The organism is Cellulosimicrobium sp. Marseille-Q8652, assembly GCF_965112045.1.
In genome coordinates, this window is the sequence record NZ_CBCOPS010000002.1 from 1308112 (window position 1) to 1322961 (window position 14850).

Here is a 14850-nt window from a genome sequence, read left to right on the forward strand (position 1 = left end):
AGGCAAGCCAAACCTCAGAGCGTCCCGGTGCGCGTCGTGCGCCCGGTCCTTTCCTCCCTGTCCCGAGGAGCTTCGTCATGCCCTCAGCACGACCCCTCGTCGCGCCGGTCGCGCCGGTCGCGCCGGTCGCGCCGGTCGCGCCCGTCGCGACCTCCGAGACCCCGGCTCGCGCCGCGTCGCCGTCGCGCGACCCCGCCGCCTCGTCCCTGCTCACGACGGCGAGCGCGGGCGCGTACGCGACCACGCTGCACGCCGTCGTCGACGACGTCGCGGCGCGCGTCGCCGCCGTGACGCAGCCCTGGTCCGGCGCGTCGCGGGCCCAGCTCGCGGCGCTGGTCGACGCCGTGGACCTCGACGCGCCGGGCGTCGGCACGGACGCCGCGCTGCGCGAGACCGCGGACCTCTACGCGACGCACGCCGTGTGGTTCCACGACCCCGCGTACGCCGCGCACCTCAACTGCCCGGTCGTGCTGCCCGCCGTCGGGGCGGAGGCGATGCTCGCGGCGGTCAACACGTCCGTCGACACCTACGACCAGTCGACCGTCGCGACGCTCATGGAGCGTCGCCTCGTGGAGTGGACGGCGCAGCGCGTCGGGTACGCGGCGGGCGACGGCGTCTTCACCTCGGGCGGCACCCAGTCCAACCTGCAGGCGCTCTTCCTCGCGCGCGAGCACGCGGTCGAGCGCGAGCGGCGCCGCGGCGCCGCCCGCTCCGCCGTGCTCCCGCGGCTGCGCGTCCTGACGAGCACCTCCAGCCACTTCAGCGTCGCGCGCTCGGCGTTCCTGCTCGGCCTCGCGGAGGACGCCGTGGTCACGGTGCCCGCCGGGGCCGACGGACGCGTCGACCCCGCGGCGCTCGCGGGGGCGCTCGCGCGCGTGCTGGCGGCGGGCGACGTCGTCATGGCCGTCGTGGCCACCGCCGGCACGACCGACCGGGGCTGCGTCGACCCGCTGGCGGCGGTCGCCGACGCGTGCGACGCGGCGGACGCGTGGTTGCACGTCGACGCCGCGTACGGGTGCGGGCTGCTCGTCTCCCCGACGCGGCGCCACCTCCTGGACGGGATCGAGCGGTCGCGCTCGGTGACGGTCGACTACCACAAGGCGTTCTTCCAGCCGGTGTCCGCGAGCGCGCTGCTCGTGCGCGACCCGGCCGACCTCGCGCGCGTCGCGCATCACGCCGACTACCTCAACCCGCTCGAGAACGCCGAGCCGAACCAGGTCGACAAGTCGTTGCAGACGACCCGGCGGTTCGACGCGCTGAAGCTCTGGGCGACGCTGCGGGCGCTCGGCGCCGAGGGGATCGGGCGCATGGTCGACGCGGTGTGCGACCTCGCCGCCGCGGTGCACGCCGACCTCGCGGACGACCCGGACCTGCGGGTCGTCGCGCGCACCGACCTGTCCACGGTCCTGTTCCGCTACGAGCCGGCGGGGCTGGCGCGCGAGCACGCGGACCGGCTCGTGCCGCTCGTGCGCCGCGTGCTGTTCGAGTCGGGTCGTGCGCTCGTCGCCAAGACCGTGCTCGACGGCGTGCCGTGCCTCAAGCTCACGCTCCTCAACCCCGACGTCACGCTCGACGACGTGCGCCGCGTGCTCGACCTCGTGCGCACGACCGCCCAGGCGCTCGTCGACACCGACGAGCTGCTCGCGGACGACGCCCCGGCGGTGGTCCGGTGACCGCCGTCGTGCACGACGTCGTCGGCGTCGGGATCGGCCCGTTCAACCTGGGCCTCGCCGCGCTGTCCGCGCCGCTGGACGACGTCGACGCCGTGTTCCTCGATCAGGCACCGGAGTTCCGCTGGCACCCCGGCATGATGATCGACGGTGCGACGATCCAGGTCCCGTTCCTCGCGGACCTCGTGACGATGGCCGACCCGACGTCGCCGTACTCGTTCCTCGCGTACCTCAAGGCGACCGGGCGGCTGTACCCGTTCTACATCCGGGAGTCCTTCTACCCGCTGCGCGCCGAGTACGACGCGTACTGCCGCTGGGTCGCGCAGCGGCTGCCGTCGCTGCGGTGGGGCCGGCGGGTCGTGGCCGTCGCGCGCGACGAGGCGTCCGACGCGTTCGTCGTGCGGGCCGAGGTCCTGGGCCCGGACGGTGGCGTCACCGCCTCCGAGGAGCACCGCGGTCGCCACCTCGTCCTGGGCGTCGGCACGAGCCCCGTGCTGCCGCCCGCGCTCCGCACGCTCGCCGACGAGGTCGCCGCGGGCGAGCACCCGGGGGCCGGGCCGCTCGTGCACAGCGCGCAGTACGTGCAGCACCGCGACGCGCTCGCCGCGAGCGGGTCCGTCACGGTCGTGGGCAGCGGGCAGTCGGCGGCGGAGGTCTACCGCGACCTGCTCGACGGCGTCCACGGTGACGGCCGCGCAGGCGGCTACCGGCTCGACTGGGTGACGCGCTCGCCGCGCTTCTTCCCCATGGAGTACACGAAGCTGACGCTCGAGATGACGTCGCCCGAGTACACCGACCACTTCCACGCCCTGCCGCTGGAGCTGCGCCAGCTCCTCGGGCGCGAGCAGCGCGGGCTGTACAAGGGGATCAGCGGCGACCTGGTCGACGACATCTACGACGCGCTCTACCGCCTGAGCCTCGACCGGCCGGTCCCGACGACCCTGCTCACCGACACCGAGGTCGTCGCCGCGCGCTACGAGCCGGCCGACGGGGCCGGCCCGGGGCTCGGGTCCGCTACGGACGGCCCGGGGGAGTACGTCCTGCGCCTGCGCCACGCCCAGCTCGGTCGCGAGGTCGAGCGCCGGACGCGGGCGCTCGTCGTCGCCACGGGGTACGCCGCCACCGTCCCCGCGTTCCTCGACCCCGTGCGCCACCTGCTGCGGTTCGACGAGCTCGGCCGTCTGGACGTGGCGCGCGACTACACGGTCGACGCCGCGCGGCGCGTGCACGTGCTCAACGGCGAGGAGCACACGCACGGGATCACGGCGCCGGACCTGGGCTTCGCGGCGTGGCGCAACTCCGTCGTGCTGCGCACCGTCACCGGCCGCGAGGTCTACCCGGTCGAGGAGCGCATCGCGTTCCAGCAGTTCGGCCTGCCCGACGACGAGCACACCCGCCCCGTCACGACGCCACCGGGCGCGTCCGTCGACGGGACGGCCACCGCGAAGGAGGGGGCCCGATGACCACGACGGCCGAGACGACGACCGGGACCAGCACCGGGACGGCCATCGGGACGGTCACGGACCCGACGACGGACGTGACGACGGGCGTGGCGCCCGTCGCCTCCTTCGCCGTGCGGGTGCGCTGCGGCGAGGGTCGCGCGGACGTGCGCGTCGATCCCGTCGACCCCGCGCGCGACGCCGCGCTCGTGCAGGGCTGGCTCGCCGACCCGCGGTCCGCGTTCTGGCAGCTCGGCCACCTGGACGTCGACGGGGTGCGCGAGTACCTCGCCGGTGTCGCCGCGGACCCGCACCAGGACGCGTGGCTCGGCCACGTGGACGGCGCGCCCACGTTCCTCGTCGAGACGTACGACCCGGCGCGCGTGACGCTCGCCGGCGTGCCGGAGGCCGTCGAGCTGCTCGAGCCGGGCGACGTCGGGATGCACCTGCTCGTCGCGCCGCCGGCCTCGGCGGCGGTGCGGCACGGGCTGACGTCCGCGGTCATGGGCGCCGTCGTGCGGTTCTGCCTCGCGCCGGACGGGCGGGGCGCGCGCCGCGTCGTGGTCGAGCCGGACGTGCGCAACGCGGCGGTCGCCGCGAAGAACGCCGCCGCCGGCTTCCGCGTGCTGCGCGAGGTCGACCTGCCCGGCAAGCGCGCGCACCTCGCGGTGGCCACGCGCGCCGACCTCGACGCGAGCCCGCTCGGCGACGGCGTCGACCCCGCGCCGCACCTGCGGCCGGACCTGGCCGACCGGGCGCACCGTCACCTCGTCGCCAAGACGATCGCCGAGCTGACCCACGAGCGGCTCCTCGCGCCGCGCACCCTCGTCGAGCCGGTCACGCCGGACGGACCCGGGCAGTACGTGCTCCAGGTCCGCGACGGCACGGTCGAGTACCGCTTCACCGCGCGGCGGTACGCGCTCGAGCACTGGGTGGTCGACGAGCCGTCGCTGCGCCGCACCGTGCTGGACGACGGGCGGGACGCCTCCCCGACCGACGCGCCGGTCGACGTGCTCGACCTGGTCGTCGAGCTCCAGCCCGCGCTGCGCATCCCCGACGCCCTGCTCGCCACCTACCTCGAGGAGGTCTCCTCCACGCTCGCGAGCGCCACGGCGAAGCTCGAGCGCGCGCGGTCCGCCGGCGGACCGAGCGCGGCGGACCTGCTGGGCGCGTCCTTCCAGGACGTCGAGGCGGCGATGACGGAGGGGCACCCGGCGTTCGTCGCGAACAACGGGCGCATCGGCTTCGGGCTCGCCGAGTACCGCGCCTACGCCCCGGAGAACGCCGGTCGCGTGCGCCTCGTGTGGCTCGCGGCGCGCCGCGCGCACACCCACCTCGCGCTCGGCGCCGGGCTCGACGAGGCGACGCACTACGGCGCGGAGCTGACCGCCGACGAGCGCGCGGCCTTCGCGGAGCGCCTCGCCGCCCGGGGCCTCGACCCGGCCGACTACCTGTACCTGCCGGTGCACCCGTGGCAGTGGGAGCACCGCGTGCCCATCACGTTCGCGGCCGACGTCGCGCGCGGCGACCTCGTGCCCGTCGGCCTCGGCGCGGACGAGTACCAGCCGCAGCAGTCGATCCGCACGCTGTTCAACACCACCAGGCCCGAACGGCACTACGTCAAGGTCGCGCTCGCGATCCAGAACATGGGCTTCCTGCGCGGCCTGTCGCCCGCCTACATGCGCGCGACGCCCGCGATCAACGACTGGGTCGCCGACCTCGTCGCGGGCGACCCCGAGCTCGGCGGCAGCGGGTTCTCGGTGCTGCGCGAGCTCGCGTCCGTCGGGTACACCGGAGACGTGTACCACCGCACCGCGACGCCCTCGGCGCACCGCAAGATGCTCGCCGCGCTGTGGCGCGAGAGCCCGGTGCCGCGCGTCGCGCCAGGCGAGCGCCTCGCGACCATGGCGTCGCTGCTGCACCGCGACGCCGACGGCGCCGCGTACGCCACCGCCCTCGTCCGCGCGTCGGGCGTCGACCCGGCCGCCTGGGTCCGGTCGTACCTGCGCGCGTACCTGCGCCCGCTCGCGCACGCCCTCCTCGCGCACGACCTCGCTTTCATGCCGCACGGGGAGAACCTCGTCCTCGTGCTGCGCGACCACGTCGTGGTGCGCGCCGTCATGAAGGACATCGGCGAGGAGGTCGCCGTGCTCGGCGAGCGCGCCCTGCCGCCCGGCGTCGAGCGCGTGCGCGCCGTCGTCGACGACGCGGAGAAGGCGCTCGCGATCTTCACCGACGTGTTCGACGGCGTGCTGCGCCACCTCGCCGCGATCCTCGCCGGCGACGGGGTGCTGGGCGAGGACCGGTTCTGGGCCCTGGTCGCCGAGTGCCTCGACGACCACCGCGCCGACCACCCCGACCTGGAGACGGGCGTGGACCTGCGCGCCCAGCGGTTCGCGCACTCGTGCCTCAACCGGCTCCAGCTGCGCAACACCCTGCAGATGGTCGACCTCGCCGACCAGTCCGCGTCGCTGCTGTACGCGGGCACGCTCGCCAACCCCGCCGCGCGAGGCCGCTGACGTGGCACCGCACCTCGCCCCCGACCCCCACCCCGACCCGGCGCGCGGCGGCGGGCCGGGCCCGTGGCCGGCGGCCGGAGCGTTCGAGGTCTTCCGCGACTCCTGGGGCGTCCCGCACGTGCGCGCGGGCGACGACCTCGCGCTCGCGCACGGCCAGGGCTACGTGACCGCGCTCGACCGCGGGTGGCAGATCGAGGTGGACCGGTGGCGCGCCGAGGGGCGCCTCGCGGAGCGCCTGGGCGACGCCGGTCTCGTGTGGGACCGGTTCGCGCACCGCGTGCGTCTCGCCGACACCGCCCGCCGCGCCTACGCGGCGCTCGCGGACGGCGACCGCGCCTGGGTCGACGCGTACACGGCCGGGGTGGACGCCGGGCTCGCGCGCGGACGAGACGTCCCCGAGATGCACGCGCTCGCGGACGCGTCGTGGCCGGGCGGCGGCGAGCTGCCGCCGCACGAGCCGTGGCCCGCATGGGCGCCGCTGGGCGTCTTCCTCGTCGCGCACGTGCTGTTCTCCGGGTTCCCGCACGTGCTGTGGCGCGACCACGTGGCGCGCACCCTCGGCCGGTCCGCCGCGGCGACCGGGCCCGGGCCGGCGGACGCCGTCGACCGGGTGCTCGACCTGCTCGCCGCAGACGGCGGTCCCGCGTCCGGGTCGAACGCCTGGGCGCTCGCGGGCGGCCGCACGACGAGCGGCGCACCGCTCCTCGCGGGCGACCCCCACCGCCTGCTCGAGCTGCCCGGTGTCTACCAGCAGGTGCGCCTGGCGTGCCCCGAGCACGACGTCGTCGGCCTCGCGTTCCCCGGGGTCCCCGGCGTCCTCCACTTCGGGCACGCCGGCCACGCGGCGTGGGGCGTCACGAACGCGATGGCCCACCACGTCGAGGTGTTCGCCGAGCGGCTGCGGCGCACGGCGGACGGTGCCGTGCAGGCTCAGGGGCCGGACGGTCCCGAGCCCGTGGACACGGTGACCGCGACCGTGCGGGTGCGTGCCGCGGGCGGACCGGTCGAGCACCGGGTCGAGACGTGGGAGACGCGGCGCGGCGTCGTCGTCACGGGCGAGCCGGGGCCGGATGGCCCGGAGCAGGACGACGAGCCGCAGGACGACGCGCCCCGGACGTTCGCGGTCCGCCTCGCGGCGCGGGTCGACGCGGACCTCGGCGTGAGCGCCTGGCGCCGCCTGCAGCGCGCCCGGTCGGCGCACGACGTCGCCGGCGCCTTCGCCGGCTGGGTCGACCCGGTGAACCGGGTCCTGGCGGCGGACCGGGACACCGTGCTGAGCCTCACCGCGGGGCGCGTGCCGCAGCGCGCGCCCCACGAGCGGGCGCTGCCCGTGGCCGCGTGGTCCGACGCCGCGCGGCCACGGTCCTGGGTCGGGCTGCCGGACGCCGTCGTGGTCGAGGACGTCGCCGTCGACGCCAACGAGCGGCCCCGCCGGCCGGGGACCGCCCTCGGGCACACCTATGCCCCGCCGCACCGGGCGCGCCGCGTCCGCGCGGTGCTCGACGCCGCCGAGAGGCCGCTCGGGCCCGCGGACCAGGGGCGCGTCCACGGCGACACGCTCCTCGGCAGCGCCGCCGCGCTCCTGGCCTGGCTCGACGCCGCGCCCCCCGCACGTCTCCCCGGGGCGGCGGCACGCGCCGCGTCGGCACGGCTGCTCGCCTGGGACCGGCACATGGACGCCGACAGCGCGGACGCGGCCCTCTACGCGGCGTGGCGGTCGGCGCTCGCGCGTCGGGTCGCCGCGCACCCCGCGCTCGCGCCCCTGCACGAGCCCCACGGCCTCGACCCGGTCCTCGCGCCGTGGTTCTCCGTGACGGCGCGCGTCGCGGACGCCCTGCCCGCCGTCCTGGGCGCGTCGTGGCTCGGGATCGACGGCCGCGCGGAGGCGTGGGCCGCGCTCGAGGACGTCGTGCGGTCGGGGACGGCCGGCGATGACGGTGCCGCGACATGGGGTGACACGCACCGGGTGCTCGGACTCCACGTGCTGCTCGACGTCCGGGGCGCCGACGCGCCGCGGGTCGGGCCGGTGCCGCTCTCGGGGGACACCGACACCGTCCGGTGCACCGCGAGCACGCCGGGCGTCACCGACACGTGCGTGCGGGGCTCGGTCGCGCGGTGGGTGTGGGACCTCGCCGACCGGGACGCGAGCCGGTGGGGCGTGCCCTTCGGCGCGAGCGGAGACCCGCGCTCTCCGCACTTCGACGACCAGCACGCCGCGTGGGCGGACGCCGCGACCGTGCCGGTCGTCACCGACTGGACCCTGCTCGACCTCGAGGAGCACCGATGACCACACCGTCCTCGGCCGTGCCGTCCCCGGCCGTGCCGTCGCCCACGCCACCCGGTGGCGCCACGCCGGCCGGGGCGGTCGTCGGGCGCCTGCCCACGGGCGCGCCGGGTGAGCTGCTGCTCGAGCGCGCGGTGCCGGGCGCGGGCCGCGTGAGCGTCCGCGTCCTCGACCCCGACGCCGACCTCGACGTCCTGCACGCCTGGGTCACCCGACCGTGGGCCGGCTTCTGGGGCCTCGGGGACCTCCCGCGCGAGGAGCTGCGCGACCTGTACGCCGAGGTCGGCTCCCTGCCCACGCACCACGCGTTCCTCGTGCGGTGGGACGAGCGGCCCGTGGCGCTGCTGCAGACGTACGAGCCCGAGCACGACCCGGTCGGCGCGTGCTACGACGTGCTGCCCGGCGACGTCGGCGTGCACTTCCTCCTCGGCGGTCGCGGGCCGCGCGGCACGGACCTGTGGGCGGTGCTGGGCGCCGTCCTCGTCGAGTTCCTGTTCGCCGACCCGGCGGCGCGCCGTGTCGTCGTGGAGCCCGACGTCGACAACGCTCGCGCGCACGCCCGCATGCGAGCCCTCGGCTTCGAGATCGGCGAGCCGGTGCGCGTCGGTGACAAGGACGCCCTCCTGGCGTTCCTGCCGCGCGACCGCGCGACCTCGCTCGCTGCGGGGTGACGCCAGGTCGGTGACGCCAACTCGGTGACGGCAGCACGGTGACGGCAGGGCGGTGGCCGCCGGCACGGTGCCGGACGACCGCGCGCGGCCCGGCTCAGGGCTGCGCGACGGTGTGCCCCGCGTCGCGCAGCGCGTCGACCGCCGCCTCGAGCCGGTCCTGCGGCACGAGGACGAGGTCCGCGTGGAACGTCGACGCGACGAACACCGGGACCGACGCGTCGGCGAGCGGGCCGACGAGCGACACGAGCACGCCCGGGACGTCGAGGCCGTGCGGCTCGGCGTAGAACCCGGCCCAGCGCTCGCCGTCGCCGCCCCACGGGGACGCGTGCCGCAGGACGGTCAGCCCCTCCGGGGCACGCACGAGCGCGACCCACTCGTCGTCCTCGGGGAACGTCGCCCCCGGGTCGTGGGCGAGGACGAACCGGTCGGGCAGGACGCGCAGTCGCAGGGTGGGCACCCGGGGACGCTAGCGCTCGTCGCCCACACGCGCCGCCGGCACGGGTGCACGGTCGCGGGCCGCGTCACCGCTCAGTCGAGCAGCCCTGCGGCGTACCCGACGAAGAACAGCGCGGTCAGCACCGCGACGCCCCCGATGACCCCGATCCACACCCACGGGACCGCGCGGTGCGGACCGTGCTCCTCGTGGCCCTGCGGCGCGCTCACCTGGTCCTCCGCGGGCGGGGTCTCGCCGGGCTGCACGTCGCCCGTCGCGGAGAAGTCGGCGGCGGGGGAGCGGCCCGTCGATTTTTTTTTTTTCAAGCAGAAGACGGCATACGAGATAGGAGTCCGTCTCGTGGGCTCGGAGATTGTATAAGAGACAGGTCGGGGTCGGCGGGCGTGCTGCCGTGCGTCATGGTCTCTCCTCGTCGGTCGTGGGTCGTGGGTCGTGGGTCGTGTGGTCGGTGTGGCTCGTGGTGGCTCGTGAGGTCGCGCGCGGCGCTCAGGGGCGGCGCCAGTCGTCGGAGGTCAGGTGCGAGCCCGCCATCGGGCCCATCGGGAGCATGCCGCCGTCGACCGCCCACGACGCGCCGGTGACGTACGAGGCCGACGGCCCGCACAGGAACGCGACGACCGCGGCGACCTCGCGTGCGTCACCGGGCCGCCCGAGCGGCACCCCCGGGCGGTGCGTCGTGTGCGGGTCCTCGTCCTCCTGGCCCGTCATGGGCGTCGCGATCTCGCCGGGCGCGACGGAGTTCACGGTGATGCCGTGCTCGGCGAGCTCCAGGGCGGCGACCTGCGTGAGCAGGCCGAGGCCCCCCTTCGCGGCGCAGTAGGGTGCCGCGCCGACGCGGGGCGCGTGCTCGTGGACGCTCGTGACGTTGACGACGCGCCCGCCCCGCCCCCCGGCGACCATGTGCCGTGCGGCGGCCTGCAGGAGGAGGAACGGCCCGTCGAGGTCGGTCTCGAGCACGCGGCGCCACGTCGCCAGGTCGAGGTCGAGCAGCGGCGTCGACGTGCCCGTCCCCGCCACGTTGACGAGGGCGTCGAGGCGGCCCAGCTCGCCCACCAGCTCGTCCACGGCCGGGCCGAGGTCGTCGAGGTCCGTGACGTCGAGCCGGCGCAGCACGACGCGCGCCCCGGCGTCGCGCGCCTCGCGCGCCGTGCGCTCGGGGTCGCGCTCGGGCGCGTACCAGGTGAGGGCGAGGTCGAAGCCGGCCGCGGCGAGCGCGACGGCCGTCGCGCGGCCGATGCCCGACTCCGAGCCGGTCACCAGGGCGACGGGACGACCGGGGCCGTCACCGGGCCCGGTCGACGTCCGCGGGTCCAGGTCGGGGGCGCCGGCGGGGTCGTGGCTCATCGCGCCAGCCTGGCCGCGGCCCGACCCGCCCGCACGCGGAGCGGGACTCCTGCCGCACGCGTGCGGGTGCGCGGGCCCGTGCCTACGGTCGCGGGGAGCGCCGCACGGCGCACGGACCGAGGGAGGAAGCATGACCGACCAGCCCGCACCCGACCACGACGACCTGCCGCTGCCCGACTACGACCACCTGTCGCTCGGCACCGTCACGCACCGCATCCGCAGCCTCGACCGCGCCGGCCTCGAGCAGGTGCTCGCCTACGAGCGCGCCCACGGCGACCGGCTGCCCGTCCGCACCGTGATCGAGCAGCGACTGGAGCAGCTCGACGGCGGCGCCGAGCCGTCCGGCGGCGACCCGACGGCCGACGTGCCCCAGCGGGCCCCGGCGCCCGACGCGGGGAGCCCCGTCGGCCCGGCGACGCAGGGACCGGCGCAGAATTCTCCGTCCCACGGCGTCCCGACCAACCCCGCCCAGCCGCGCCGCTGACCCGCCGCGCGCCACCGCAGGTCGGCCCCAGGGGTGGGGGGCCGTGCCTCAGCGCGCGAGGCGCTCCACGACCGCCGCGTAGAGCCACGGGGCGGCGCTCGCGGCGGGCACGATGGCACCGCGCGCGGGGCTCGCGGCCCAGGCGAGCAGGCCCGTGGTGAGCACGCGGTAGTCCCGCGTCGCGCGCACCCACGCGCGCTCGTACGCCGCGGCGTCGTCCAGGTGCCGGACCGCCGCCTCCGCCTGGGCGAGGCCGACCCGCACGCCCTCGCCGGTCAGCGCGTCCACGTAGCCCGACGCGTCCCCGACGAGACGCACCCGGCCGGCCGTGCGCCGTCGGGCCCGGCGCCGCAGCGGTCCCGCGCCGAGGACCCGGCCGACGACCTCGGCTCCTCGCAGACGCTCCGCGAGCTCGCCGAACGGGGCCAGCCGCGGCGCGGTCCCCGGGGGCCGCGGGTCGTCCGCCGCGTCCCGGTGGTGCGGGTCGGCGGCGCGTGGCCCGAGGACCGCGACGCCGACGAGGTGGGGCCCGACGGGCGTGACGTAGGCCTCCGCGTGCGCCGCCCAGTGCACCTCGACGAGGTCCGACCAGGGGGCGACGCGGTAGTGGGTGCGCAGCCCGTACCGGTCCGCCGCGCCGCGGTACGGCGCTCCTTCGAGCCCGGCGAGGCGGCGCACGGTCGAGTGCAGGCCGTCGCACCCGAGCACGTACCGCGCGCGCACGTGCCCGGTCCCGGTGCCGACCTCGGCGCCGGCGAGGGTCACGTCGACGCCGTCGTGGTCCTGCCGCAGGTCGCGCACGGTCGCGTGCCGCACGACGGCGCCGTCCTCGACCGCGCGGGCACGCAGCGCGTCGTGCAGGGTCGTGCGCCGCACGCCGCGTCCGGGACCGGCCGCGAACGGGTGGTCGGCGTGGCGCACCCGTCCGTGGCGGTCCACGCCGCGATAGCTGATCCCGGCGAGGGTGTGCCCGGCCGGGTCGACGTCGAGCGCCCGCACGGCGCGCAGGGCGCCCGGGAGCAGGCCCTCGCCGCACGCCTTGTCGAGCGCGCCGTCGACGACGGCGCCGCGGCGGTCCACGACGAGGACGTCGAGGCCGGCGCGGCGCGCGTGGACCGCTGCTGCGAGGCCCACGGGCCCCCCGCCGACGACGAGGACGTCGACGCGCTCGGTCACGACCGGGCCGGGCCGGTGCCGGTGGCCGCCTGCGGCAGGAGGTCGAGGGCGCGCTCCTCGGCGGGGATGCGGAACCGTGCGAGCAGCACGGCGTTGAGCACGGTGAACACGACGGCCGTGACCCACGACGTGTGCACGAGCGGCAGGGCGAAGCCCTCGACGACGACGGCCACGTAGTTCGGGTGGCGCAGCCACCGGTACGGCCCGCGGGCGACGAGCGGCAGGCCGGGCACGACGATCACGCGCGTGTTCCACCGCGGACCGAGGGTCGCGATGCACCACCAGCGCAGGGCCTGGCTCGCGAGGACGAGCGCGAGCATCGGCCAGCCGAGCCACGGCAGGAACGGGCGGTCGGCGAGCCAGGCCTCGGCGACGCACGCCACGAGCAGGCCGGTGTGCAGCGCGACCATCGCGGGGAAGTGGCCGCGGCCCGTCTCGATCCCGCCGCGGGCGAACGACCAGCGCGCGTTGCGCGCCGAGACGACCAGCTCGGCGAGGCGCTCGACGGCGGTGGCCCCGACGAGCACCACGTACCAGGCGAGGCTCACCGGGCGACCTCCGCGGACGTCGCGTCCGCCCGGTTCGCCGAGCCCGGGCGGGCCGTGGCGACCGCGCTCGCGGCGCGCGCCCGGACGGGGCCCGAACGCGGCGGCCCGTCGAGGCGCAGCAGCACCAGCTCGGTGCTCACCCCGGGGCCGAACGCGACGAGGACCGCGGGGGAGCCCGCGGGGGCGGTCGACGACGCGAGCGTCGCGTCGAGCACGTGCAGCACCGACGCGGACGACAGGTTGCCCGCCTCGCGCAGGCTCGCGCGGCTGTGCCGCAGGTCCTGCTCGTCGAGGCCGAGCGTGTCGCGCACCGCGTCGAGGATGCGCGGACCACCGGCGTGCACGATCCACGTCGGCACCTGGGAGGGCTCGAGGTCGTGCTCGACGAGGAGCGCCTTGACGTCCCCGAGGAGGTGGGCCCCGACGAGCTCGGGCAGACGGGCTGACAGCACCACCTGGAACCCCGTGTCGCGCACGCGCCACCCGAGGTCGCCGGTCGTGCCGGCGTGCAGGGTCGAGCGGGAGTCGACGACCCGCGCGGTCCGGTGCGCGTCGCTCTCGCGCCCGGCGGACCCGGCGGGGAGCCGCGGGCGCGCGAGCGGGTGCTCGTCGCCGACGAGCACGACCGCCGCCGCGCCGTCGCCGAACAGCCCGGACGCCGCGAGGTTGGCCGTGGAGTCGTCGCCGTGCTGCAGCGTCAGGGAGCACAGCTCGACGGCGATGAGGAGGGCGACGTCGCGCGGGCGCCCGCGCAGCAGGTCGTCGGTGCGCGCGAGGCCGGCCGCCCCGCCCGCGCACCCCCACCCGAACGACGGGGTGCGGCGCACGTCGCTGCGCAGCCCGAGGCGATCGGCGACGAGCACGTCGACCGACGGGGCCCCGATCCCCGTGACGGACGTGACCACCAGGTGGTCGACGTCGTGCGCCCCGAGCCCGGCCTCCTCGAGCGCGCGCAGCGCCGCCTCGGCCGCCAGGTCCGTCGCCACGTCGAGGAACACGTCGTTGGAGGCCCCGAACGTGCGCAGACCCGCGTACGCGTCGAGCGGCACCGCGAGGTGCCGCGTGTCGACGCCCGCGTGGGCGTGCAGGCGACGCGCCACGGCCGCCCGGACGGGGTCGTCCGTCAGGAGGGGGGCGATGACGTCGGAGATCTCGGACTGGGTGTGGCGGCGGTCCGGCAGCGCGGTCCATACCGCGGCGACGCGCGACATGTCCGCATCGTCCCACCGGGGGCGCGGCTTCGCGCGGTGAGCGCGGCCCCGCCGGAGGGCGGCCCCCGCGGGTCGTGCCGGACCGGCCGCTGCTAGCGTTCCCGCATGTCGTTCCCGACCGCCCAGGACGGCGCCCGTCCGGGGCCGCCGCGGCAGCCCGCGGTCACGCTGCGCGGGCTCGTCGTCGCCGCGCACGCCGCCCCCGCCGCGCTCGTCACCGCGCTCGCGTGCGCGTTGTCGCTCGGCATCGGCTCGGGCCCGCGGACCGCGACGCTCGTCACGGCGGCCGTGCTCGCGGGGCAGCTCTCCGTCGGGTGGTCGAACGACTGGATCGACGCGCCGCGGGACCTCGCCGTGGGCCGGGTCGCGAAGCCCGTGGTCGCGGGCCTCGTCACCGCCGCGGGGCTGCGCGCCGCCGCGCTCGCCGCCCTCGCGGCGTGCGTCGCGCTCTCGCTCGCGACCGGCCTCGTGCCCGGGCTGGTGCACCTCGTCGCCGTCGGCGGCGCGTGGGCCTACAACGCGGGGCTCAAGGCGACGGTCTGGTCGTGGGCGCCCTACGCGGTCTCGTTCGCGCTCCTCGCCGTGTTCGTCGTCCTCGCGGCCCCGGGCGACGCCGTGCCGGCGCCCTGGGCGCTCGTGGCCGCGGCGCTGCTGGGCACCGGCGCGCACGTCGCCAACACGCTGCCCGATCTCGACGACGACGCCGCCACGGGCGTGCGGGGGCTGCCCCACCGGCTGGGACGGCGCGGCGCGAGCGTCCTGGCGCCGGTCCTGCTGGGCGCGGCGGTCGCCGTCGTGGTCCTCGCGCCGTCCGGCCCGCCGGGACCGGCGGCCTGGGCGGGCGGCGCGCTCGCGCTCGCCGGGGCCGGCACCGCCGGGGTCGTCGGTGCGGTCCGTCCGTCCTCCCGGGCGCCGTTCGCCCTCTCGATGGCCGTCGCCGCCGTGTGCGTCGTGCTGCTCGTCCTCGCGGCGCCCGACGTCGCGGTCGTGCGCTGAGGGCGCGGCGTCCGGCAGCCGAGACGCCGCGTCGTCCGGCCGGGGCGTGTCGGC

General features: G+C 77.3%; 13 protein-coding genes. 7 read left to right on the top strand and 6 right to left on the bottom strand.

Annotated features, from left to right (window positions below):
* Nucleotides 1-77: 77 nt before the first annotated feature.
* From ACWPWV_RS15730 to ACWPWV_RS15750, 5 genes are read left to right on the top strand one after another with little or no spacing between them, the layout of a single operon-like run.
* Nucleotides 78-1673 carry a pyridoxal phosphate-dependent decarboxylase family protein gene (locus tag ACWPWV_RS15730; protein ID WP_454043881.1) on the top strand — a complete coding sequence of 532 codons (1596 nt, stop codon included), beginning with the start codon at nt 78-80 and terminating at the stop codon, nt 1671-1673.
* Nucleotides 1670-3133, top strand: a complete 1464-nt coding sequence (locus ACWPWV_RS15735) for a lysine N(6)-hydroxylase/L-ornithine N(5)-oxygenase family protein (protein ID WP_454043882.1) — start codon at nt 1670-1672, stop codon at nt 3131-3133. Before ACWPWV_RS15730 ends, ACWPWV_RS15735 begins: the two co-directional genes overlap by 4 nt.
* Complete coding sequence (locus ACWPWV_RS15740) at nt 3130-5628, top strand: GNAT family N-acetyltransferase (RefSeq protein ID WP_454043883.1); 2499 nt, start codon at nt 3130-3132, stop codon at nt 5626-5628. Before ACWPWV_RS15735 ends, ACWPWV_RS15740 begins: the two co-directional genes overlap by 4 nt.
* A gap of 1 nt (nt 5629) precedes the next feature.
* Nucleotides 5630-7915, top strand: coding sequence for a penicillin acylase family protein (locus tag ACWPWV_RS15745; RefSeq protein WP_454043884.1), 2286 nt, complete (start codon nt 5630-5632; stop codon nt 7913-7915).
* On the top strand, nt 7912-8583 hold the full coding sequence (locus ACWPWV_RS15750; RefSeq protein ID WP_454043885.1) for a GNAT family N-acetyltransferase: 672 nt from the start codon (nt 7912-7914) through the stop codon (nt 8581-8583). The genes ACWPWV_RS15745 and ACWPWV_RS15750 overlap by 4 nt, the downstream gene beginning before the upstream one ends.
* A gap of 94 nt (nt 8584-8677) precedes the next feature.
* On the opposite strand, the gene ACWPWV_RS15755 is transcribed toward ACWPWV_RS15750, so the two are convergent.
* The 3 genes from ACWPWV_RS15755 to ACWPWV_RS15765 all read right to left on the bottom strand — a co-directional run bounded on the left by ACWPWV_RS15755 (nt 8678) and on the right by ACWPWV_RS15765 (nt 10381).
* Entirely contained in the window at nt 8678-9040 is a 363-nt protein-coding gene (locus ACWPWV_RS15755) for an ACT domain-containing protein (RefSeq protein ID WP_454043886.1), read from the bottom strand.
* Nucleotides 9041-9111: 71 nt separating this feature from the next.
* Entirely contained in the window at nt 9112-9342 is a 231-nt protein-coding gene (locus ACWPWV_RS15760) for a DUF6480 family protein (protein ID WP_454043887.1), read from the bottom strand.
* Nucleotides 9343-9523: 181 nt separating this feature from the next.
* Nucleotides 9524-10381 (bottom strand): SDR family oxidoreductase, encoded by an 858-nt coding sequence (locus tag ACWPWV_RS15765; RefSeq protein ID WP_454043888.1) that lies wholly within the window; start codon nt 10379-10381, stop codon nt 9524-9526.
* A gap of 130 nt (nt 10382-10511) precedes the next feature.
* On the opposite strand from ACWPWV_RS15765, the gene ACWPWV_RS15770 reads away from it, so the two are divergent.
* Entirely contained in the window at nt 10512-10865 is a 354-nt protein-coding gene (locus ACWPWV_RS15770; protein WP_454043889.1) for a hypothetical protein, read from the top strand.
* Nucleotides 10866-10913: 48 nt separating this feature from the next.
* Here the strand turns inward: ACWPWV_RS15770 and ACWPWV_RS15775 are convergent, their stop codons facing one another.
* Genes ACWPWV_RS15775 through ACWPWV_RS15785 form a run of 3 tightly spaced genes read right to left on the bottom strand, consistent with a single transcriptional unit; the run spans nt 10914 to nt 13800 of the window.
* Complete coding sequence (locus ACWPWV_RS15775) at nt 10914-12041, bottom strand: NAD(P)/FAD-dependent oxidoreductase (protein WP_454043890.1); 1128 nt, start codon at nt 12039-12041, stop codon at nt 10914-10916.
* On the bottom strand, nt 12038-12589 hold the full coding sequence (locus ACWPWV_RS15780) for an isoprenylcysteine carboxyl methyltransferase family protein (protein WP_454043891.1): 552 nt from the start codon (nt 12587-12589) through the stop codon (nt 12038-12040). Before ACWPWV_RS15780 ends, ACWPWV_RS15775 begins: the two co-directional genes overlap by 4 nt.
* A complete protein-coding gene (locus tag ACWPWV_RS15785; RefSeq protein ID WP_454043892.1) occupies nt 12586-13800 on the bottom strand; it encodes a type III polyketide synthase in 1215 nt (404 codons plus the stop codon). Before ACWPWV_RS15785 ends, ACWPWV_RS15780 begins: the two co-directional genes overlap by 4 nt.
* 105 nt (nt 13801-13905) lie before the next feature.
* Between ACWPWV_RS15785 and ACWPWV_RS15790 the strand changes: the two genes are divergently transcribed.
* Nucleotides 13906-14796, top strand: coding sequence for a UbiA family prenyltransferase (locus ACWPWV_RS15790; RefSeq protein WP_454043893.1), 891 nt, complete (start codon nt 13906-13908; stop codon nt 14794-14796).
* The last annotated feature ends 54 nt before the right edge of the window (nt 14797-14850 follow it).

Coding starts and splice junctions, on each gene's coding strand:
- ACWPWV_RS15770 (WP_454043889.1), top strand. CDS start 10,512: ATGACCGACCAGCCCGCACCCGACCACGACGACCTGCCGCTGCCCGAC.
- ACWPWV_RS15765 (WP_454043888.1), bottom strand. CDS start 10,381: ATGAGCCACGACCCCGCCGGCGCCCCCGACCTGGACCCGCGGACGTCG.
- ACWPWV_RS15785 (WP_454043892.1), bottom strand. CDS start 13,800: ATGTCGCGCGTCGCCGCGGTATGGACCGCGCTGCCGGACCGCCGCCAC.
- ACWPWV_RS15740 (WP_454043883.1), top strand. CDS start 3,130: ATGACCACGACGGCCGAGACGACGACCGGGACCAGCACCGGGACGGCC.
- ACWPWV_RS15790 (WP_454043893.1), top strand. CDS start 13,906: ATGTCGTTCCCGACCGCCCAGGACGGCGCCCGTCCGGGGCCGCCGCGG.
- ACWPWV_RS15750 (WP_454043885.1), top strand. CDS start 7,912: ATGACCACACCGTCCTCGGCCGTGCCGTCCCCGGCCGTGCCGTCGCCC.
- ACWPWV_RS15730 (WP_454043881.1), top strand. CDS start 78: ATGCCCTCAGCACGACCCCTCGTCGCGCCGGTCGCGCCGGTCGCGCCG.